This is a genomic window from Qipengyuania sp. MTN3-11 (assembly GCF_042851825.1).
Classification (GTDB): Bacteria; Pseudomonadota; Alphaproteobacteria; order Sphingomonadales; family Sphingomonadaceae; genus Qipengyuania.
Genome location: NZ_BTGM01000001.1, coordinates 149,546 through 169,551 on the forward strand (window position 1 = coordinate 149,546; position 20,006 = coordinate 169,551).

26 protein-coding genes are annotated in these 20,006 nt (G+C 64.3%); 13 read left to right on the plus strand and 13 right to left on the minus strand.

The annotated features are described in order from the left end of the window. Window positions 1–8: 8 nt before the first annotated feature. The gene (locus ACGHN1_RS00720) at window positions 9–272 is read right to left on the minus strand and encodes a DUF6489 family protein (protein WP_390547454.1); all 264 of its coding nucleotides are present in this window, start codon (window positions 270–272) and stop codon (window positions 9–11) included. A gap of 99 nt (window positions 273–371) precedes the next feature. Between ACGHN1_RS00720 and ACGHN1_RS00725 the strand changes: the two genes are divergently transcribed. Genes ACGHN1_RS00725 through ACGHN1_RS00735 form a run of 3 tightly spaced genes read left to right on the plus strand, consistent with a single transcriptional unit; the run spans window position 372 to window position 3,084 of the window. Further along, window positions 372–1,070 carry a dienelactone hydrolase family protein gene (locus ACGHN1_RS00725; protein ID WP_390547456.1) on the plus strand — a complete coding sequence of 233 codons (699 nt, stop codon included), beginning with the start codon at window positions 372–374 and terminating at the stop codon, window positions 1,068–1,070. Continuing rightward, on the plus strand, window positions 1,070–2,698 hold the full coding sequence (locus ACGHN1_RS00730) for an FMN-binding glutamate synthase family protein (RefSeq protein WP_390547458.1): 1,629 nt from the start codon (window positions 1,070–1,072) through the stop codon (window positions 2,696–2,698). The genes ACGHN1_RS00725 and ACGHN1_RS00730 overlap by 1 nt, the downstream gene beginning before the upstream one ends. Beyond that, window positions 2,683–3,084 carry a nuclear transport factor 2 family protein gene (locus ACGHN1_RS00735; RefSeq protein WP_390547460.1) on the plus strand — a complete coding sequence of 134 codons (402 nt, stop codon included), beginning with the start codon at window positions 2,683–2,685 and terminating at the stop codon, window positions 3,082–3,084. Before ACGHN1_RS00730 ends, ACGHN1_RS00735 begins: the two co-directional genes overlap by 16 nt. A gap of 13 nt (window positions 3,085–3,097) precedes the next feature. On the opposite strand, the gene ACGHN1_RS00740 is transcribed toward ACGHN1_RS00735, so the two are convergent. The 4 genes from ACGHN1_RS00740 to hemE form a co-directional block, all read right to left on the minus strand. Continuing rightward, window positions 3,098–3,493 carry a BLUF domain-containing protein gene (locus tag ACGHN1_RS00740; protein WP_390547462.1) on the minus strand — a complete coding sequence of 132 codons (396 nt, stop codon included), beginning with the start codon at window positions 3,491–3,493 and terminating at the stop codon, window positions 3,098–3,100. A 67-nt stretch (window positions 3,494–3,560) separates the two neighbouring features. Then, window positions 3,561–4,826 (minus strand): transcription termination factor Rho, encoded by a 1,266-nt coding sequence (gene rho, locus ACGHN1_RS00745; protein WP_390547464.1) that lies wholly within the window; start codon window positions 4,824–4,826, stop codon window positions 3,561–3,563. A 180-nt stretch (window positions 4,827–5,006) separates the two neighbouring features. Then, a complete protein-coding gene (locus ACGHN1_RS00750; protein ID WP_390547466.1) occupies window positions 5,007–5,450 on the minus strand; it encodes a CopD family protein in 444 nt (147 codons plus the stop codon). A gap of 33 nt (window positions 5,451–5,483) precedes the next feature. Beyond that, window positions 5,484–6,509, minus strand: coding sequence for a uroporphyrinogen decarboxylase (hemE, locus tag ACGHN1_RS00755; protein WP_390547467.1), 1,026 nt, complete (start codon window positions 6,507–6,509; stop codon window positions 5,484–5,486). 324 nt (window positions 6,510–6,833) lie between these two features. Between hemE and ACGHN1_RS00760 the strand changes: the two genes are divergently transcribed. From ACGHN1_RS00760 to ACGHN1_RS00800, 9 genes are all read left to right on the plus strand, one after another. Further along, a complete protein-coding gene (locus tag ACGHN1_RS00760; protein ID WP_390547469.1) occupies window positions 6,834–7,682 on the plus strand; it encodes a pyruvate, water dikinase regulatory protein in 849 nt (282 codons plus the stop codon). Continuing rightward, the gene (locus ACGHN1_RS00765) at window positions 7,679–8,275 is read left to right on the plus strand and encodes a Maf family protein (RefSeq protein WP_390547471.1); all 597 of its coding nucleotides are present in this window, start codon (window positions 7,679–7,681) and stop codon (window positions 8,273–8,275) included. Before ACGHN1_RS00760 ends, ACGHN1_RS00765 begins: the two co-directional genes overlap by 4 nt. Continuing rightward, complete coding sequence (locus tag ACGHN1_RS00770) at window positions 8,272–9,129, plus strand: shikimate dehydrogenase family protein (RefSeq protein WP_390547472.1); 858 nt, start codon at window positions 8,272–8,274, stop codon at window positions 9,127–9,129. Before ACGHN1_RS00765 ends, ACGHN1_RS00770 begins: the two co-directional genes overlap by 4 nt. Continuing rightward, window positions 9,126–9,716, plus strand: a complete 591-nt coding sequence (gene coaE, locus ACGHN1_RS00775; RefSeq protein WP_390547474.1) for a dephospho-CoA kinase — start codon at window positions 9,126–9,128, stop codon at window positions 9,714–9,716. Before ACGHN1_RS00770 ends, coaE begins: the two co-directional genes overlap by 4 nt. Before the next feature lie 55 nt (window positions 9,717–9,771). Further along, the gene (dnaQ, locus tag ACGHN1_RS00780) at window positions 9,772–10,458 is read left to right on the plus strand and encodes a DNA polymerase III subunit epsilon (protein ID WP_390547476.1); all 687 of its coding nucleotides are present in this window, start codon (window positions 9,772–9,774) and stop codon (window positions 10,456–10,458) included. A gap of 51 nt (window positions 10,459–10,509) precedes the next feature. Beyond that, a complete protein-coding gene (hpf, locus tag ACGHN1_RS00785) occupies window positions 10,510–11,079 on the plus strand; it encodes a ribosome hibernation-promoting factor, HPF/YfiA family (protein ID WP_390547478.1) in 570 nt (189 codons plus the stop codon). Between the two features lie 19 nt (window positions 11,080–11,098). Continuing rightward, window positions 11,099–11,560, plus strand: a complete 462-nt coding sequence (locus ACGHN1_RS00790) for a PaaI family thioesterase (protein ID WP_390547480.1) — start codon at window positions 11,099–11,101, stop codon at window positions 11,558–11,560. Between the two features lie 4 nt (window positions 11,561–11,564). Then, window positions 11,565–11,900, plus strand: a complete 336-nt coding sequence (locus ACGHN1_RS00795; protein ID WP_390547482.1) for a DUF1491 family protein — start codon at window positions 11,565–11,567, stop codon at window positions 11,898–11,900. Window positions 11,901–12,095: 195 nt separating this feature from the next. Beyond that, entirely contained in the window at window positions 12,096–12,758 is a 663-nt protein-coding gene (locus tag ACGHN1_RS00800; protein WP_390547484.1) for a cell wall hydrolase, read from the plus strand. A 22-nt stretch (window positions 12,759–12,780) separates the two neighbouring features. On the opposite strand, the gene xth is transcribed toward ACGHN1_RS00800, so the two are convergent. Genes xth through ACGHN1_RS00815 form a run of 3 tightly spaced genes read right to left on the minus strand, consistent with a single transcriptional unit; the run spans window position 12,781 to window position 14,381 of the window. Then, window positions 12,781–13,566, minus strand: a complete 786-nt coding sequence (xth, locus tag ACGHN1_RS00805) for an exodeoxyribonuclease III (protein WP_390547486.1) — start codon at window positions 13,564–13,566, stop codon at window positions 12,781–12,783. Between the two features lie 10 nt (window positions 13,567–13,576). Continuing rightward, window positions 13,577–13,906, minus strand: coding sequence for an iron-sulfur cluster insertion protein ErpA (gene erpA / locus ACGHN1_RS00810; protein ID WP_390547488.1), 330 nt, complete (start codon window positions 13,904–13,906; stop codon window positions 13,577–13,579). A gap of 43 nt (window positions 13,907–13,949) precedes the next feature. Continuing rightward, the gene (locus ACGHN1_RS00815) at window positions 13,950–14,381 is read right to left on the minus strand and encodes a CBS domain-containing protein (RefSeq protein ID WP_390547490.1); all 432 of its coding nucleotides are present in this window, start codon (window positions 14,379–14,381) and stop codon (window positions 13,950–13,952) included. 104 nt (window positions 14,382–14,485) lie between these two features. On the opposite strand from ACGHN1_RS00815, the gene ACGHN1_RS00820 reads away from it, so the two are divergent. Further along, window positions 14,486–14,767 carry a hypothetical protein gene (locus ACGHN1_RS00820; protein WP_390547492.1) on the plus strand — a complete coding sequence of 94 codons (282 nt, stop codon included), beginning with the start codon at window positions 14,486–14,488 and terminating at the stop codon, window positions 14,765–14,767. On the opposite strand, the gene ACGHN1_RS00825 is transcribed toward ACGHN1_RS00820, so the two are convergent. Genes ACGHN1_RS00825 through ACGHN1_RS00845 form a run of 5 tightly spaced genes read right to left on the minus strand, consistent with a single transcriptional unit; the run spans window position 14,764 to window position 19,954 of the window. Beyond that, window positions 14,764–15,147, minus strand: coding sequence for a ferredoxin (locus ACGHN1_RS00825; protein WP_390547494.1), 384 nt, complete (start codon window positions 15,145–15,147; stop codon window positions 14,764–14,766). The genes ACGHN1_RS00820 and ACGHN1_RS00825 overlap by 4 nt on opposite strands. After that, window positions 15,144–17,261 (minus strand): prolyl oligopeptidase family serine peptidase, encoded by a 2,118-nt coding sequence (locus ACGHN1_RS00830; RefSeq protein ID WP_390547496.1) that lies wholly within the window; start codon window positions 17,259–17,261, stop codon window positions 15,144–15,146. The genes ACGHN1_RS00825 and ACGHN1_RS00830 overlap by 4 nt, the downstream gene beginning before the upstream one ends. A gap of 40 nt (window positions 17,262–17,301) precedes the next feature. Beyond that, entirely contained in the window at window positions 17,302–17,814 is a 513-nt protein-coding gene (locus tag ACGHN1_RS00835) for a DUF2497 domain-containing protein (protein ID WP_390547497.1), read from the minus strand. A gap of 44 nt (window positions 17,815–17,858) precedes the next feature. After that, window positions 17,859–19,361, minus strand: coding sequence for a TolC family outer membrane protein (locus tag ACGHN1_RS00840; protein WP_390547498.1), 1,503 nt, complete (start codon window positions 19,359–19,361; stop codon window positions 17,859–17,861). After that, window positions 19,361–19,954: a protein-L-isoaspartate O-methyltransferase gene (locus ACGHN1_RS00845; RefSeq protein ID WP_390547500.1), complete on the minus strand. Its 594-nt coding sequence runs from the start codon at window positions 19,952–19,954 to the stop codon at window positions 19,361–19,363. The genes ACGHN1_RS00840 and ACGHN1_RS00845 overlap by 1 nt, the downstream gene beginning before the upstream one ends. Between the last annotated feature and the right edge of the window lie 52 nt (window positions 19,955–20,006).

Genomic DNA, 20,006 nt, shown 5'->3' on the forward strand with positions numbered 1-20,006 from the left:
CGATAAAATCAGTCTTCGGTTGTGGGGGTCGGCTTGGTGGAAGACTTCGCGGCGCCCGCCCCTTCCATGAAGCTCTGGAACAGCTTGAAACCCGCCTGCCCCATCGGGGCAAGTTGGCGCGCGTATTCCTGCAGCTTTTCGGTGTCGGAGACCCCGCTCATCGCCTTCGACATCATGTCGACATAGACCGCGTTGGCCTTGCCCACATCCGGCAGGCCCATGAAACTGCGCGCCTCCTCTGGCGTGCAATCGATTTCGACATGGACCTTCATCGCGCTTCCTCCGTTGGGCTTTCGTAGAACGTCTTTGCGGCCCTATCTGGGTCGGAACCACGCACGGCGCAAGCGCGCGTCCATCTGAGGGAGATTTATGTGAGCGAGAACGTCCAGATCGAGCGTCTTTCCGGTGACGAACAATTCGAGGCCTATGTCGCCCGCCCCGCCGGCGAACCCAAGGCGGCGATCGTCGTCATCCAGGAAATCTTCGGGGTGAATGCCGGGATTCGGCGGAAATGCGACCGTCTGGCGGAGGACGGCTATCTCGCCGTGGCGCCGGACCTGTTCTGGCCGTTGGAGCGCGGCATCGAGCTTGATCCCGACATCGAACCCGAAATGCAGCGCGCGCTCGACCTGATGGGCAAGTTCGACCAGGACGAAGGGATCAGGGACATCGAGGCAACGATCAAGTGGGCGCGCGCGGAGACCGGCGGGAAGAAGGTCGGCGCCGTCGGCTACTGCCTCGGCGGACGTCTGGCCTACATGACCGCGGCCCGAACCGACAGCGATGCAACGGTGGGATACTATGCCGTGGGCATCGACGAACTGCTTCGCGAAAAAGAAGCGATCGCCAATCCGCTGATGCTCCATATTCCGACAGACGACGGATTCGTCGACAAGGATACGCAGAAGGCCATGCACGAGGGACTCGACCCCCACCCCAAGGTGACCCTTCACGACTACGAGGGCATGGACCACGGCTTCGCCACCGAATTCGGAAAGCGTCGCAACGAGGAATGCGCGCAGCTTGCGGACAAGCGCACGGCGGGGTTCTTCGCCAAGCATCTCGGCTGATGAAGAACCTCGCGCACTGGCGCGAATCCTCCGAGCTGTTCATGCGCTACGGCGCGATCGGCATCGTTCTGCTGCTGACTGCTCTGGGAATCCTCGCGCCCTGGCTGCGCTGGATGCTGTTCGTGACCGTGCCGCTGCTCGGGCTCGCCGTCTACGACGTGGTTCAGCGGCGGCATACGTTGTGGCGCAACTACCCCCTGCTCGCGCACATCCGCTGGATCGCCGAAGACCTGCGGCCCTTCGCCCAGGCCTATTTCGTCGAGAACGATCTGGAGGGGCGCCCGTTCAACCATAACGAACGCGCGCTGGTCTATGCACGGTCCAAGGGTCAGCTCGACAGCCATCCTTTCGGCACCGAGCTCGACGTATACTCCGACGAATACGAATGGCTGGCCCATTCTATCGTGCCGAAGGAGGACATTCCGGCCGAGTGGCGCGTCGATGTCGGCACGGGTCAGTGCTCGAAACCGTATTCCGCCGCCCTTCTCAATATTTCGGCGATGAGTTTCGGGTCGCTTTCGGCCAACGCGATCATGGCTCTCAACAAGGGTGCCGCAGCGGGTAATTTCTATCACGACACCGGAGAAGGCGGCCTGTCGCGCTATCATCGGTCCCACGGCGGCGACCTCGTCTGGGAGATCGGCAGCGGCTATTTCGGATGCCGAACCGAGGATGGAAAGTTCGATCCGGCGAAATTCGCCGACACCGCGCAGATCGATCAGGTCAAGATGGTCGAGATCAAACTCAGCCAGGGCGCGAAACCCGGGCATGGCGGAGTGCTGCCCGGCCCCAAGGTCACTGAGGAGATCGCCGAAACGCGCGGTGTCCCACCGGGCCAGGACGTGGTCTCGCCGGCAGCGCATTCGACCTTCTCCACACCGATCGAATTGCTCGAATGGGCAGCACATCTGCGTGACCTGTCCGGTGGCAAGCCGGTCGGCGCCAAGCTGTGCGTGGGCAAGCCGCACGAGGTCTTCGCTCTGGTCAAGGCCATGAGGGAGACCGGAATCCTGCTCGACTACCTCGTCGTCGACGGCGCGGAAGGCGGGACCGGAGCAGCGCCGGTGGAGTTTTCGAACCGCGTCGGCATGCCGCTGCGCGAAGGGCTGATGATCGTCCGCAACGCGCTCGTCGGGACCAATCTCAAGCCGCAGGTCAAGATCGCCGCCGCCGGCAAGGTCCATTCCGGAGCCGGCATGGCGTTCAACTTCGGTCTCGGCGCGGACTGGTGCAACGCCGGGCGGGCCTTCATGTTCGCGCTCGGCTGCGTCCAGTCGCTCAAATGCCATACGGATCACTGCCCCACCGGCATCGCCACGCAGGACGCCACGCGCCAGCGCGGTCTCGTGCCGATGGAGAAAGCCGAAAGGGTGGCCCGGTTCCAGCGGCACACGCTCCATTCCTTCCGCGAGATGGTGATGGCGATGGGGCTCGAAAATCCGTGGCAGATCGCGCCCTGCCACATTTCCGAACGGCTCGATTCCGCGCGCGCCGACAGTATCGACAACATCCATCGCTTCCTCGCCCCTGGGCAGCTGCTAGACGATCCAGGGTCGACGCCCTACGCGCGAGCCTGGTCGACGGCGCAGGCGAGCAGTTTCGGAGAGGCAACATGTCGGCAGAACTAGGATTGCGACGCTGGCACGCGGCGATCGCGAACGGGAGCCAGCCCGCGGAGCTCGCGGAGATGCTGGACGAGAATGCGGTCTTCCATTCGCCGGTGGTCCATACCCCGCAGCGGGGGCGCGAGATCGTCACCGCATATCTAGCCGCCGCGGGAAAAACGCTCGGCAACGACAGCTTCCGCTACGTGCGGGAGCTCGTCGATGGCGACAGCGCACTGTTGGAATTCGAGACCGAGCTGGACGGGATCCACGTCAACGGCATCGACCTGATCCGCTTCGATTCCGCAGGCCGGATCGTGGACTTCAAGGTCATGGTGCGGCCGCTGAAGGCGGTCAACAAGGTGTGGGAGGCGATGGCGAAGCAATTGCAGGAGAGCGCGGCCCGATGATCGGCAGACAGTGTCAGGCCGCGCGCTTGGTTTGCAGCTGTCCCAGGATCTTGCCTATCACATGAGACGGGACACCCGCGGTGGCCAGGCTGCCTGTCAGCTTGTCGAGATTGCCTCCGACCACGGACACACGTTCCATGCGCCACTTGGGGAAGGACCTCGCCGCGATACTGCGCCGCTCGAGCATTTCAATGTCGCAATGCCGCGGATCGCGTTCAAGCACCGCGAGCAGCGCGTCGAGTGAGGCCGCGGGACCTTCCACCAGTTGTATGAACTGGTCGCGGGCGAAAACCAGAAACCCGGTAACGTCCCGGCCCGGATTGTTGCGGGCCGAGGTTTCGATGATCCGGAAGATTTCGTCGGCACCGAGCCCATGGGTGGCACGCGAACGATAGACGAGTTGCTGCATGGGATTTTCCCTTCGCCGCCCGTCTAGCTCGGCACTCCTAATAAGCCATGAACATCAGATGTTTGGCTTACTGGTTCATATTGGCGAAGAAATCCTCGTTGGTCTTGGAATCCTTCATCTTGTCGAGGAGGAATTCCATCGCGTCGATCGTCCCCATCTGCATGAGGATGCGGCGCAGGACCCACATCTTGGAGAGCTTGTCCTTGTCGACCAGCAGTTCCTCCTTGCGCGTGCCGGACTTGCCGACATCGAGACTGGGGAAGATGCGCTTGTCGGAAACCTTGCGGTCGAGCACGATCTCGGAATTGCCGGTGCCCTTGAATTCCTCGAAGATGACCTCGTCCATGCGGCTGCCGGTGTCGATCAGCGCGGTGGCGATGATCGAGAGCGAACCGCCTTCCTCGATGTTGCGCGCCGCGCCGAAGAAGCGCTTGGGGCGCTGCAGCGCGTTGGCGTCGACGCCTCCGGTCAGCACCTTGCCCGAGCTCGGCACGACGGTGTTGTAGGCGCGCCCGAGGCGGGTGATCGAATCGAGCAGGATCACCACATCCTTCTTGTGCTCGACCAGCCGCTTGGCCTTTTCGATAACCATTTCGGCGACCTGGACGTGGCGGTTGGCCGGCTCGTCGAAGGTCGAGGAGATGACCTCGCCCTTCACGCTGCGCTGCATGTCGGTGACTTCCTCGGGCCGCTCGTCGACGAGCAGGACCAGCAGGAAGACCTCCGGATGGTTGTCGGTGATCGCCTTGGCGATGTTCTGCAACAGCACCGTCTTGCCGGTGCGCGGCGGGGCCACGATCAGCGCGCGCTGGCCCTTGCCCTGAGGGCTGATGATATCGATCACCCGCGCGCTCTTGTCCTTCACCGTCGGGTCGAGCGTGTCGAGATTGAGCTTCTGGTCCGGGTAGAGCGGCGTGAGATTGTCGAAATTGGTCCGGTGACGGACCTGTTCGGGCTCGTCGTAATTGACCTTGTCGAGGCTGGTGAGCGCAAAATAGCGCTCGCCCTCGCGCGGCGCGCGGATCTCGCCCTCGACCGTGTCGCCGGTGCGCAGACCCCATTTGCGGATCTGGTTGGGCGAGACGTAGATGTCGTCGGGGCCGGCGAGATAATTCGCCTCGGGCGAGCGAAGGAAGCCAAATCCGTCGGACAGCACCTCAATGGTGCCGATACCGCAGATCTTCTCCTCGTACTCCTCGTCCTCGGCCAGTTCGCGCAGGATGCAGAACATCAAGTCCTGCCGCCGCATGGTGCTCGCGCCCTCGACGCCGAGCTCTTCGGCCATCGACACCAGGTCGGCGGGCGCTTTTTCTTTCAAGTCCTTGAGATGCATATGTCTTCTCGAATGGGGATCGAAGTATGGGGGTTGCCGAGAGATCAATGGGCTTGGAGAAAGCAGATCCGGCTCCTCAGGCGTGGCGGAGCCCCGGCCCGATGATCGAATGGCCGGTCGTTGGGGGCGGGATTAAGATCGCCGGGCGACAGCGTCAATCGGTAATTGGCCGGGCGTTGCTCAGAACGGCTTGACCACGACCAAGACCACGATCAGCGCCAGCAGTATCGCCGGAACCTCGCCGAACAGCCGCAGATTCTTTTCGGTGAGCGGTCGTTCGCCGGCGATCATCTTTTTCGCCTGCGCCACCATCCACCCGTGATAGCCGGTGAGCAGGAGCACCAGCAGCAGTTTGGCATGGAACCAGCCCTGCGAAAAGGCACCGATGGTCCAGGCCAGCAACAGCCCCAGCACCCAGACGACGATGAGGCTGGGCGTCAGGATGATCCGCCTGAGTTTCCCTATCCGATCGGCCCAGACATCGCGCTCCGGCGACCCCTCGCCGTAGGGATGCAGGTAGAGCATCTGGCGGGGAAGCATGAACAGGCCGGCCAGCCAGAACACCATGAAGATGATGTGCCCGGCCTTGAGCCAGTAATAGGTCATGGAGAGCACGTCCTGCATCGCCCGGGGATGTAGGAAACGTTTGCGCTCACGTCACCCCTCGAAGCCGCGGACCGCACGGATCAGTCGCTCGACGTGCGCGATCGGTGTGCGCCGGTCGATCCCGTGGCCGAGGTTGAAGACGTGCGGCCGGTGGGCGAAGGCCTCGAGGATCGTGCGGATGCGCGGCTCGAGATCGTCCGAACCGGCCAGCAGCAGCAGCGGATCGAGATTGCCCTGCACCGGCATTCCGGCAGGCAATTCGCGCGCCGCCCAGGCGGGATCGATGGTCTCGTCGACGCCGACCGCCTGTACGCCGGTCTCGCGGGCGTAGGCCGGCAGCTTCTCGCCGGCGCCCTTGGGGAAACCGATCACCGGCGTATCGGGATGGCTTTTGCGCAAGGCTGCCACGATACGAGCGTTGGGCGCGATGACCCAGCGTTCGAACTGATCGGGAGCCAGACTGCCCGCCCAGCTGTCGAACAGCTGGACAGCCTCGGCACCCGCCGCGATCTGGCCGGAAAGATAGGCGACCGTTTCCTCCGCGATCGCGCCGATCAATGCGTCGAGCTTGGCGGGATCGCGATAGGCCATCGCGCGTGCCTCGTGCTGGTCGCGGCTGCCTTCGCCAGCGATCATGTAGGTCGCCACGGTCCAGGGCGAACCGGCGAATCCGAGCATGGTCGTCGCGGGTCCCAGCCGCGCACGGCAGCGGCGCACCGTTTCGTAGATCGCTTCGTAGCGCGACCGGTCGGGCGCGAGGTCGCTCAGATCGCTGTCCGCCAGCGGCGGGGACAGTTTCGGCCCTTCCCCGGCAAGGAATTCGAGGTGCTGGCCCATCGCGTGGGGTACGATGAGAATATCGGAGAACAGGATCGCCCCGTCGAAACCGAACCGCTCGATCGGCTGCAAGGTCACTTCGCAGGCCGCCTCGCTCTCGTAGGCGAGTTCCAGAAAACCGCCCTTCTGGCCCCGCAGTTTGCGGTATTCGGGCAAATATCGCCCAGCCTGGCGCATCAGCCACATGGGTGCGCGTTCAGCACGCTTGCCGTTCAGCGTATCGAGCAGGGGGCCGGGCATCGCGTGCGTGTCCAATCCAAATAAGAAATATTATTTAATAGAGATGATGGAGTCTGTTGGCCCTGTGGAAAGCGGGGACGGCCGCGCCCTGCCCGATTTCTCCCGCTTTGAACAGGGGGCGACGGGGGTTCGAATCGCGACCCCGCCTGAGTCGAGTCGGAGTTTTGCGTCCTATCCCCAGCCTGTCGATTATCCGTGCCGCATGTCCACAAGCATGCGTGCGAACCGGCCGGTAGCGGGGCTGGATCTTGTCCCCGAACTTGTGGGCCGGACTGTCCCGTGGTTTATGCAGTGTGCTTTCCACAGGCCGGAGCCCCTCTCCAAGTGACCCGTATCCATCTCCACCTTGTCTCGGATTCCACCGGCGAGACGCTGGAGATGATCGGCAAGGCGGCGCTGGCCCAATTCGAGAATGCCGACGTGGTGCGGCACTTCTGGCCGATGGTACGCAGTCGGCAGCATCTCGAACGGATCATGCCGGAACTCGAGGCCAGTCCCGGTCTCGTCCTCTACACGCTGGTGAACGAAGAGACCCGCAAGCGCCTGGAGGAATGCTGTCGCCACCTCAACCTTCCCGCCGTCGCCGTGCTCGACCGGGTGACCGAGGCGCTCGAAGCCGCCCTCGGTCAGGAAGCGCACGGGCGTCCGGGGCGTCAGCATATCATGGACGACGCCTATTTTCAGCGGGTCGAGGCGATCCAGTTCACCATCGCGCACGATGACGGAATTGGGTGGGAGAATTGGGAGGAGGCCGATATCCTGCTGGCCGGCGTGTCGCGCAGTTCGAAGACACCCACGAGCATCTATCTCGCCAACCGCGGCTACAAGGTCGCCAACATCCCGTTGGTGGTCGAAAGCCCACCGCCCGAAAAGCTCTACGAGCTCAAGCACCCCATGATCGTCGGTCTCACCAGCTCGCCCGAAAGGCTGGTTCAGATCAGGCGCAACCGGCTGCTGAGCCTCAACCAACAGGCGAAGACCGATTATGTCGACAACGAGAGGGTCGGCAAGGAAGTCGCTTTCGCGAGGCGGTTGTTTGCGGACAACGGCTGGCCGGTGATCGACGTCACGCGCCGCTCGATCGAGGAGACCGCCGCGGCGGTCATCAAGCTGCTCGGAGACCGTGCGCGCCGCGACGATCGCGATCATTTCGAAGGTGTCCGGGCGATATGACGTCGCTTTCCCGCGAAAGGATCGTCCTCGCCTCGAAGAGCGAATCGCGTCGCGCGATGCTGGAAGCGGCGGGAGTCGATTTCGTGGTACGCCCGGCCGCCATCGACGAACGCGCTCTGGAAGCGAACATGGAAGGTGCCGATCCCGCCGAGATCGCGCAGGCCCTGGCGGCGGCCAAGGCGGCGACGGTGGATTGCGACGGCCTGGTCCTGGGCAGCGATTCGCTGGTGGAAGTCGAGGGACGGCGATTCGACAAGCCGGCCAGCCGCGAGGAGGCTGCGAAGCATTTGCGGCATTTCTCCGGCCGGACGATGGCTCTCCACAGCGCCGCCGCCCTTGCCCGCGACGGTCGCATCGTCTGGATCGGCAGCGATTTCGCGCGGCTCCATGTGCGCGAATTGAGCGACGAGTTCATCGCCGCCTATCTCGACGCGGAATGGCCGGCGGTGTCCCACTGCGTCGGCGTGTTCCGCATCGAAGGGCCGGGCCCGCAGCTCTTCGAAAGCGTGATCGGCGATCAGTTCACGGTGCTCGGCATGCCGCTGTTGCAGGTGCTCGGCGCGCTGCGCCAGGAAGGCGCGCTGCTGGCATGAGCAGGCACTATGCGGAAGTGATCGGCGATCCGATCGCCCAGTCGAAGTCGCCGGCGATCCATGGCTTCTGGCTGAAAAAGCTCGGGATCGATGCGGATTATCGGGCGACGCGGGTCGGCGCAAACGGTGTGAACGCCTTTCTTGCGGAACGACGTTCGGACCCTGACTGGCTAGGATGCAACGTGACCATGCCGCACAAGCAGGCAGTCCAAGACTCGCTCGACAGCATCGAGGAGCCTGCTGCGGCGATCGGTGCAGTCAATACCGTCTGTCCCGCCATGGATCGAGGGCTAGCGGGATACAATACCGATGCGGCTGGGTTTCTGGAGCCGCTTCGCCCCCTTCTCGCCACGCAACATTATTTTCGTATGGCCCGCGTGCTGGGCACAGGCGGAGCAGCCCGCGCGATCGTGGCCAGCCTGGCGGGCGAAGGCTTCACCATCGTCCTCGCGGGGCGCGATCCGGGCAAGGCGCAGGGGATCCTGAGCGAGCTTGCGCCAGCGGGCGAGCACCACGCGGTGTCCCTTGATCATTTCGCGGGCCCCACCGACTTTGCTTTCGAAGACCGGAAAGGCTGTCTCGACCTGGTGATCAATGCCAGCCCGCTCGGCATGCGCGGGAAGCCTCCCCTCCCTTTCGACTGGAGTCATGCCCCGCCGGGCTCGATCGCCTACGACATCGTCACCGACCCGGTGGAGACCCAATTTCTCGCGAACGCTCGCGACGCCGGGTTCGAGACCATCGACGGGCTTGCCATGCTGATCGGCCAGGCGGCCGCCGCCTTCGCGCTTTTCTTCGGCGAGCCCGCGCCGCGTGAGCACGATGCCGAGCTTCGTGCGCTGCTGACTCGATGACGAAGCCCTTCATTCTCGGCCTCACCGGATCGATCGGCATGGGCAAGTCGACGGTCGCCGCGATGTTCGCGGGGGCCGGAGTCCCGGTCTTCGATGCCGATGCCGAGGTCCGGGCGATGCAGGGGCCTGGTGGGGTACTGGTCGAACCCATCGAACGCGCCTTTCCCGGCAGCACCGGCGCGCAAGGCGTTCTGCGCGACGAACTCGGTGCCGCAGTCTTCGGCGATCCTGAGGCACTTGCTCGCCTCGAAGTGATCGTCCACCCGGCGGTGGCGGAGCGGCGCGCGGCGTTCCTTCTTGAACACGCTAGGGTCCCGCTGATCGTCTTCGACATCCCGCTTCTTTACGAAAAGGGTGGAGCAGAACGGGTCGATGCAGTCGCGGTGGTTTCGGCGCCGGGCCCCGTCCAGCGGCAACGCGTTCTCGCGCGTCCGGGTATGACGGAACAGAAATTCGCGCATATCCTGTCGCTGCAGACCCCCGATGCCGAAAAGCGCGCCCGCGCCGATCATGTCATCGACACCGGCGTCACGCTTGAGGAAACCGAGCGGCAGGTCGAGGCACTGGTGGCGCGCCTCACCGCCTAGAAAAACCCCGCGCCGCCCCTTGCAACAAATCCGCAACAGGCCCACACCGATGCCGATGCGCGAGATCGTGTTCGATACCGAAACTACTGGCCTCGATCCCAAGACCGGCGACCGGATGGTCGAGATCGGATGTGTCGAACTCGTCAATCTGGTGCCGACCGGGGCGACCTATCACGCCTATTTCAATCCCGAGCGCGACATGCCCGCCGGGGCGGAGGCGGTCCACGGGCTGTCGTCCATCTTCCTCGCCGACAAGCCGCGCTTTCGCGACACTGCGAGCGCGCTGCTCGACTTCATCGCCGATTCCCCGCTGATCGCGCACAATGCGGGCTTCGACTTCGCTTTCCTCAACGCCGAACTCACACTGTGTGCGCTCGAATGCGTGTGCACCAGCCGTATGGTGGATACGGTCGCCATGGCGAAGAAGAAGCACCCCGGTGCCAAGCTTTCGCTCGACGCGCTGTGCACGCGTTACGGCATCGACCGCAGCCATCGGGTCAAGCACGGGGCGCTGCTCGATGCCGAGCTGCTGGCTCAGGTCTATGTCGAACTGAAGGGCGGACGCCAGATCGGGCTCGAGCTGGCGAGCGAAACCGCGCCGGTGGCGGTCGCGGCGAGCATCGTTCGAAAGGCACCCGAAGGCCGGCGCCGCGATCCGCGCCCCCATGCGGCAAGTGCGGAAGAGCTGGCGCGGCACGGCGCCTTCGTCGGCGCGATGAATGCTCCTCTGTGGGGCACCTGACGGGCCGGCGAGCGTTTCAGGGTCGTGGCTTTATCAGGAGATAACAGTTTTATGGATATCCGCGTCTCGGGACACCAGATCGACACCGGCGAAGCTTTGCAGACCTATGTATCGGACCGCCTCGAAGGCATGGTCGAAAAACACTTCAACCGCGCACTTTCCAGCAATGTCACCTTTGGCAAGGGCGCGCATGGGGCCTTCACCAGTGATATCGTCACTCACGTCAGCAAGGGCCTGATCCTCAAGAGTCATGGCGAGGCGCAGGACATCCATCAAAGTTTCGATCAAGCTGCGACCAAGATCGAAAAGCAGCTGCGGCGTTACAAGCGCCGGGTGCAGGATCGCCATGTTCAGGCCGATCATGCCGCCGCAGAGGAAGAAGCGGCCTACACCATCTTTGCCGCGCCGGAACCCGAAACCGATGACGAGGCCGAGCAGGACGCGCCGCCGATCATCGCCGAAACGACTTCCGACATCCCTGAGGCGAGCGTCGCCGATGCGGTGATGATGCTCGATCTGCGCGATACCGGGGCCCTGTTCTTCAAGAACGCCGCCACCGGGCGGCACAACATGGTCTACCGCCGGCGCGATGGATCGATCGGCTGGGTCGAGCCGCGCTGACCTCGTTCGGAGGCGGAGATTGAACGCAACCGGTTCGCAAACGCATCACCGCGCGCTGGAACGGCTCTATGCCGCAGCGCCGGTGAACGCCCTGTTCGAATCGCGCTGCGAGATCCTCGGCGAGGGGCAGGCGCGCATTGCCTTCACGATCGACGAGCGGATCTACCATGCGGCCGGCGCGGCCCATGGTACCGTCTATTTCAAGATGCTCGACGATGCGGCCTTCTACGCGGCCAATACGCTGGTGACGGATCGTTTTCTGCTCACCACCTCGTTCAACCTGCATTTCACCAAGCCGGTGCGGCATGGCGAGGTGGTGGCCGAGGGGCGCTGGGTAAGCGGGCGCAAGCGTGTGTTCGTCGCCGAATCGCGATTGGTGGATGCCGACGGCGACGAGATCGGTCGCGGGACCGGCACCTTCATGAAAAGCCGCATCGCCCTGTCCACCCTGCCGGGTTATTCGGCACCGGCGAGTGGCTAGGGCAATGGACGGGCGCCTGCCGACCCATGTCGAAGTGTCCGGACTGATCCGCACGATCGAATCGGCAGGAGGCTTTGCAACGGTTGTTTCGAAAGGTGAACGGGATGCGGGAGTCCTTCTCCTCCTGACACGCGAACCTGGCGCAAATGCGCGATTCTGGGAGCGGATGCCGCAACGAAACGGGTCGCGTAGCTTCATCTGCGCGCGAGAAGAAACCGTTGATAACAAAAAAGAATTTTCGGACTATCTTACCCGTCGGATCGCCCAGGATCCCGATAGCTGGTTGGTTGAGCTGGAAATCGCAAATGCGGAGCGTTTCATCGCAGGCTTGGTTAAGTAGGTTGACTTGGTTTCATCCGTGACTATTTGCCCGCCGCAACTTGGATGCGAAGGCGGCTGAGGACGGCACGGGGTCGACCAGCTGGCACGCAGACGGGGGGTGGCCGGCAGGCCGCGACGGACCAGTCCACGAGGCAACCAACGCCCATCGGTCCCAGCCTGCGACAGTGCGCCAACCGCTCAAATGTAAGACAACATGGTTCGCAAAACTGCCACCGCGGCGCTGGTTGCCGCGGGAATGATCTTTACGATCACCAATGTCGAGGGTTCCGGCGCATTCGCGCAGGAAACCGTTCCCGCTCCCGCTCCCGCTACGATGGCCGATCCTGGCACGTCGGAAGAGGAGCTCCTTCCCGATTTCGTCTCGCAGGAAGTCGTTCAGCCGCTTCCCGAAGAGCCTGTGGTGGAACACACTCAGGCCCCGACCGTCTCGATCCAGGCCGGCACCCTCGCCGAGCTTGTCGAGCAGACCTCGGTCGACAGCCCGTTGTCGGAAGAGCTCAAATGCCTCGCCGGCGCGATCTATTTCGAGGCTCGCGGCGAACCTCTGACCGGTCAGCTCGCCGTCGCGCAGGTCGTCATCAATCGCGCTGCTTCCTCGCTCTTTCCCGCCAGCTATTGCGGCGTGGTGACTCAGCGCGCGCAGTTCAGTTTTGTGAAAAACGGCCGCATTCCGCGGGCGCGCACCTCGAGCGCTGCCTGGAACCGGGCTCAGGCGATCGCTCGCATCGCCCACCAGGGGTTGTGGGACAGCGAAGCGCGCGATTCGCTCTATTTTCACGCCAATTACGTGCGTCCCAGCTGGAGCCGGCGCAAGGTCGCTACCGCGACCATCGACACCCACATCTTCTACAAATGAGCGGGCGACCGCCGCGAGGCGGTCAGTCCCTCAGCTCCACCCAGACGGGGGCGTGATCGCTGGCCTTCTCGCGCCCGCGATATTCCTTGTCGACTCCGGCGGACGTCATCCGGTCGGCCAATTCGGGTGAGAGCAACAGGTGGTCGATCCGGAAGCCGTGGTCGCGCTGCCACGCACCGGCCTGGTAGTCCCAGAAGGTCCACACGCCGCCGCGCGGGTTGAGTACGTCGATGGCGTCGGTCCAGCCGTCGCCAAGCATCCTCGCATAGGCATCGCGCGATTCGGGTTGCATCAATGCGTCGGACGCCATCGCCTTGGGGGACCACACGTCCTTGTCTTCGGGAATGACGTTGTAGTCGCCGACGAGCGCGGTCGGCACTTCGGCGCGCCAAAGGCTTTCGGCATGCGAGCGGAGCCGTTCCATCCAGCGCAGCTTGTAATCGAACTTGGGCCCCGGCTGCGGATTGCCGTTGGGCAGGTAGATGCACCCGACGCGCACGCCCCTGACCTCGGCTTCGAGATAGCGGGCGTGATCGTCCTCGGCATCGTCCTGCGAGAGGTGCGGCAGGCCGCGCTGGGTTTCGACCGGTTCCACGCCGTCGGCGAGGATGGCGACCCCGTTGAAGCTTTTCTGCCCGTGCCAGATTCCATTGTATCCGATCTTTTCGAAAGCCTCGACGGGGAACCCCTCGTCCTGGCTCTTGATCTCCTGCAGGCAGGCGACCGTCGGCCGGGTCTCTTCGAGCCACTCGACGAGCCGCGGCAGGCGCGCCTTGATACCGTTGATGTTGAAGGACGCTATTCGCATGCCCGCAGGCTTAGATGCCGAAGCTCGAACCGCAACCGCAACCTGCCGCAGCCTGGGGATTTTCGACCCGGAAGGCCGCACCGCCCAGCGATTCGACGAAATCTACCGTGCTTCCCGAAACGAGGTCGAGGCTCACCGGATCGACGACCAGCTTCACCCCGTCGGTGTCGCTGACCGAATCGTCGTCCTCCATACCCTCGGCGAGGTCGAACTTGTACTGAAAGCCGGAACAGCCGCCACCTTCGACCGACAGGCGCAGGATCGCGGGTTTGGACTGTCGCTGCGCAATCCAGGCGATACGCTTCGCCGCCGCGTCGGTGAGAGTGAGCATTTCGGCCATTACAGCCAATGTAGGCGCTCGGGCCTTGGCTCTCAAGGCAGGATCAATAGCTCGTGATGTAGTTGCGCATGGCCGCTGCCTCGGTCTGCACCTCGTCGATCCGCGACTTGACCAGATCCCCGATCGAGATGAAGCCGCACAGCGTCTCGTCGTCGAGCACGGGAAGATGGCGGATGCGCCGCCGCGTCATCAGCGCCAGGGCGCCGTCGCAGGGCGTCTCGCGATCGACGGTGATGGCAGGTGCGGTCATCACTTCCCCGAGCGGACGCGACAGGCAGACTTCGCCCTCGTCGGCGAGTCGGTAGATCACGTCGCGTTCCGAGAATATGCCGGCGACCCGGCCTTCCTTCATCACCGGGATCGCTCCGATCCGCCGGGTGGCGAGCAGGGCGACCGCCTCGCGCATCGGCGTGTCGACGGTGGCGGAGACGATATCCGAACTCGCGCGGTTCTCGATCAGTTTGGCGATGCGCATGGTGGCTCTCCTCTCCTCTCGATCGGGAGAATGCCACCGATCCGCTGCGAAAGCCAGCCGCAGACGGCTTGCAACCGAGCGGGCGCGGGGGCACAGGCGCGAACATGGTCGGCAAGTCCCCCCTCGACGATCCCCAAACGGCTGCCTTCGCCTGGGCGCGCTACAAGCGCGTCATGCGCATCATGGCGGTGGTAACGGTAATTGTGGTGGCCGTGGTCCTGGCCCTGGTCTACGATCCGGACAGCCCCGCATCGGTGCACTACTACATCGCCATCGGGCTGGGCGTGGGGTTCTCGATGCTTCTCGCAAGCGCTCTTATGGGTCTGGTATTCCTCTCGTCGGGTACAGGACACGATAACTCGGTGGACGATGGCACGGAACGTTAGGCGGGCACCCGCAAACGGAATTCCTCGACCGGTCGCCCCCCGATCAGATGTTCCTGAATGATCCGCTCGAGGACGGTAGGCGTGCAGGAATGGTACCAGACCCGGTCAGGCCAGACGATCGCGATCGGGCCCGCCTCGCAGATTTGCAGGCAGTCGGCCTTGGTCCGCTGAATACCGCCCGCCCCGCCGTCGCGCTTGGGACCCGCCAGCTTCAATTCCTTGAGCCGCCTCTTGAGATAGCTCCACGCTTCCCGGCCGGTGTCGCGGTTACAGCATTTCTGCTTTTCCGACACGGCACACAGGAAGATGTGCCGTTCGATCTCCTCGCCGCCGATCTTGGCCAGCGCACGTTCCGCTTTGTTCAGTTCGAAGCGCTTCACTGCTTCAGCCAGCGATCGAGCCAGGCGAATACCGTCTGGTGCCACTGGAGCGAATTCTCCGCGCCCAGGACCCAATGATTCTCGTCCTCGAACACCAGCAGCTGCGCGGGAATGTCGCGCTCCTGCAGGGCGGTAAAACTGGCGATCCCCTGGGTGTAGGGCACGCGGAAATCCTTCATCCCCGTCACCACCAGCATCGGCGTCTGCCATTCCTCGACGTGATTGACCGGGTTCCAGCGTTCGTAGAGCGCGCTGTTCTGGGCATAGGAGCCGCCGAAGTCCCAGCGCGGAAACCATAGCTCCTCGGTCGAGTAATAGAAGCTCCTCAGGTCGAAGATTCCGTCGTGCTGGACCAGGCATCTGAACCGGTCGGGCCATTGGCCCGCGATCCAGTTCATCATGTAGCCGCCGTAGCTCGCGCCCATGGCGCAAGCGCGGCTGCCGTCGATCTGGCGATCCTCGCGCAGCGCTGCGGCGAGGCCGAGCTTGAGATCTTCGAGCGGCTTGCCACCCCAGTCGCGGTTGATGCTGTCGGTGAAGGTCTGGCCGTATCCCGTCGATCCGTGGAAATCGATCGAGATCACTGCATAGCCCTGGCTCGCCAGCACGCGGGGATTCCAGCGGCTCGACCAGCTGTCGTTGAACGATCCCTGCGGCCCGCCGTGGACGTAAAGGATCGCCGGGATAGGGCCGGTCTGGTTCTCGAGCCGGGTGATCTGGCCCCACACCGTGTCGCCGTTCGCGCCGGGAAAGCTGAAGCGGGTGGTCATGGTCGATGCCAGCCGGCCGGTGCGGGTGGCGGCGACATCGGTCAACGGCATCGCCTGCTGCCAGTCGCGAGCCAGGAACAGCTCCGCCGGAGCGCCGATCGAATCGCGGGTAAACAGCAGCCGGTCGGAGCCGAGTGGCACGACATTGCCGATATGGGCCTCATGCCCGGCCATCAGGTCGAGCCGCTCGACCGCACCGTTGCGCGGATCGATGCGGTAGGCGGGCGTATCCAGAACATCTCCGGCGGTCGCGACCAGCCAGCGAGAATCGGGTGTCCAGGCAAGCGAGCCGAAGCTGCGGTCGAAATCCTGCGTGAGCGGCGTGACCACGCCGGTCTTCATGTCGCGAAGCTGGATGACCTGGCGATCAGCTTCGTAACCCGGGCGGGCCATCGCGACATAGGCGAGATATTGTCCGTCGGGCGATGGCGTGGGCAGGGCGTCGTAGGCACGGTTGGCGTCGGTCAGATTGACGGGCGCGCCGCCCGAGAGGTCCGACCAGTAGATGTCGAGATCGGTGGACGTCGGTTCTTCCGCTCCGCTTTCGCGCGCGACGAAATAGAGGCCGTTGCCGTCGGGTGCCCAAGCGACGTCCTCGCCGCCGCCGAAGGGCTTGGTCGGCGTGTCGCCAACCAGCGCGTTCGCGCCGGCGGGGCCGTCGATCGCCGTCCCTTCCCCGTCCGCGCGCCCCTGGGCAAGATCGAAGACGAAGACGCGGCTGAGCGTACCGGGGGTGGCCCAGCTGTCCCAGTGCCTGACGAAGCCGCCGTCGCCCTCGTAGAGCCGACCATCGCCGACGCTGTCCTTGTCCTTCCCTTGCTCGCAGCCGAAGCTCTCGCAATCACGGGGCAGATCAGCCCAGACTGCGATTTTGTCACCCTGAGGCGATACGGCGAAGCCGCCGACCGCATTGTCCAGGGTGGTAACCTGGGTTGGCGTTCCGAGATTGCCCGCGGTGTCGAGCTTCGCCCGCCAGACCTGCGCGCCCGCGCCGGCCCGATCGCGATCGGAGAGGAAATACAGCCAGTCGTCATCGCCGAACGCGAGGGAAGAGGCGCTGCCGCCCAAGTCCAACCGGCGCGGGGCCGCATCGGCGTCGGTCAGGCTGCGCAGATAAAAGACACTTTCGCGCTCGTAGCTCTCCGGATCGGTCTCGGTCACCGGATAGACCGCGTAACGCGCATCCGCGCTCACCACCGGACTGCCGAGGCGGGGCGTGGTTATCAGGTCCTCGGCGCGCATCGGGGGCTTGTCGGAAGACGACTGGCCCTGCGCGCCGAGCGGTGTTGCAAGAAGCGCCAGAGCGCCGAGAAACGGGCGTGCGACCCGGAGAGGACTCGTCATGAAACGGGGACTAGTCCGCCGCTGCGCGAAAGTTAAGCGTTTAGCTTCGCTTGCCGGCGATCCGGGCGATCTCCGCCTTGACCATCTCCTCGACCATCCCCGGCAGGTTATCGTCGAGCCATTCGGCAAGCATGGGGCGCAGCATGTCGCGCACCAGACCTTCTAGTGAGGTTTCGCCCGAACGCACGATCTGCGGAGCGGCTCCGGGTCTCGCCAGGGTCGCCAGCGCCTCGAAATTGGCGCGCATCGACTGGCGGGTCTGGTCGGCGGTCAGCGGCAGTTCCGCATCGTCTTCGGCACGGGGCTCTTCCGCCTCGAAATCGTAATCTTCGTCGAGATCGGCATCCCCGTCGAGCGCGACCATCGCGTCTTCGTCGAGCTCGAGGACTTCCTCGGCCTCCTCGCCATCGGCGGGCTCCGGGTTTCGGTCCTCGACCGCCTGCTGGCTGCGCCGACGTCGCTCGGCGATTGCGCCCTCGCGGTTATCGCGCGCGATCACCTTCTTGATCGAATCGAGTATTTCCTCGACCGATGGTTCGCCCGGATGGTCCATTTCGTGCCCCTCGTTCTGCGCCCCGATACGAATCGGGACAGATGCTAATAATCGACTTCGGGGCCGAATTCTTCAACCTCGTCGATTTCGGCGGTCTGCGGCGGCGTATCGGCGGTGCTGGTGGTGACGGTGACCGGATCCGGATCGCGCTGCCAGTCCCACCAAGCTCCCTCGACCCGGTCGTAATTGGCGATCGGATCGTAGAGCTGGCCTTCGCCGAGGAAACCGAGATCACGGGCCTCAGCCCTGCCCATCGCCGCAAGCAGGCTGAAACCTGCGACATAGGCGTTGCGCCGCGCGGTGACGAGCTGGACCCGCGCGGTGAGCAATTCCTGTTCGGCGTTGAGCACGTCGAGCACTGTGCGGTTGCCGATCGAATTCTCCGCGCGCACACCCTCGAGGCTGAGCTCGGCGGCTTCGACCGCGACCTGCGAGCTCTGGATGATGGCCAGTGCCGCTTGCCAGCTCGACCAGGCCGAGCGGACCTGGGCTATGACATCGCGCTCGGCGGCGATGACGTTCTCGAGCGCCGCGGCGGCCCGTGCCTGAGCCTGGCGCTGCAACGCGGCCGGGCGTCCGCCTTGGAAGATCGGGAGGGTAAAGGATATCCCGGCCTGCGCGGCGGTCGAGGTTTGCGGGCTGGCGATCACCGGCCCGGTGGGATCCTCCGGATCAAGCAGGGCACCCGGCACGCTGCCGAGGAAATTCTGGTAATCGTAGCCGGTGAATACGGAAACGCGCGGCAGGCGGCCCGATCCGGCGACCTCGATATCGAAATCGGCTGCCTCGGCCCGCTCGATCGCGGCGATGAGGTCTGGGTTGTTCTCAAGTGCAACCTCGACCGCCGTCACCACGGTCTCGGGAAGTCCCGGAAGCGGTGGTGGTGGCTGGAGATCGGTGGGGACTTCGCCGACCAGAGCGATATAATTTTCGCGAGCGGCGATGAGATTGGCCTGAGCGGACTGCAGATCGCTGCGCGCCAGCGCGAGCCGCGACTCCGATTGCGCGACATCGGTACGGGTAAGATCGCCGATCTCGAACCTGTCGCTGGTCGCCTCGGCATTGATCGTCAGCACGTCCACCTGATTGGCGTTGAGCCCGACGATCGCCTGGTTGCGCAGAACATCCATATAGGCGGCGACGACCTGGCTGAAGATCGCGCTTTCGGTGCCGCGCAGGTCGGCGCGCCCCGCCTCGACCCGCTCCTCGGCGGCACGCACCGCATTCTTGACTGCACCGCCGGAATAGATCGGCACGCCGAGGTCGATCCCGGTGTTGAAGGCGCGGTCCGGAGTGAAGAAGCTGGTCGAGCTCTGCTGGATGAATTCGGTCAGCGAGCCGTTGGCGTTGACCGACGGACGCCCGGCGGACTTTTCGACCGCCACACCCTCGTCAGTCGCGCGCTGCTGGGCCCGCGCGGCTTCGAGAGTGGGATTGTTCAGATAGGCACGGGTCAAGGCTTCCTGAAGCGTATCGGCCCGCGCGGGAGCGGCGACCAGTGCCATGCTCGCGGCAAGGGCGGCAAGGGAAGCTCCGGCGCGGACCATCAGAAGCTCCAGCCGGCATCCCGATCGAAGGCGCTAAGGCGGGGAACACCGGTTTCGGCCAGCGGAAGCAGCGCGACCGTTCCGCCCGACGCACGCCCGGTGGCAAGCCGGGTGACGCCGCGTTCGACCAATCCCGTGACCACACGCCCGCCATCGGCCAGCCGCGTGGCAAGTTTGATAGGCAAATGCTCGATCGCACCGTCGATCAGCAGCAGGTCCGCCCCCTTCGTCTTGGCCTTTCCAAGCGCTCCATCCGAAGCGGAAACGCTTTCCAGGGAAGCGACGAGCGGACGGACGAGCTCGGCGAGATAGCCGCTGCCGGCATCGACCACGATCACCGCGTCATTCGCCGTGGGACGCGCTTCGGTCAGCATCAGCCCGTGAAACAAAGGCGCGGCAAGGAAGCCACCATCCGGCAAGCGGATGGCGCGATCCATATAGGCGGTGCCCCGCGCGCTCCCGGGAACGAAATCCTCGCGCGCGACGCTGCCCATCCGTTCCAGAACGAAGGGCTCGTTGACCCCGCTGGTGCGAAGCTGGCTGTCGATCATGGCGCGGCGGGCGGCCTCGGAACGGTCGATGGTCGTGGTCATGCCTTGGGTGTCTTGCACTTATAATACAGCGGGTCAAGCGGGCGCGGCCTGT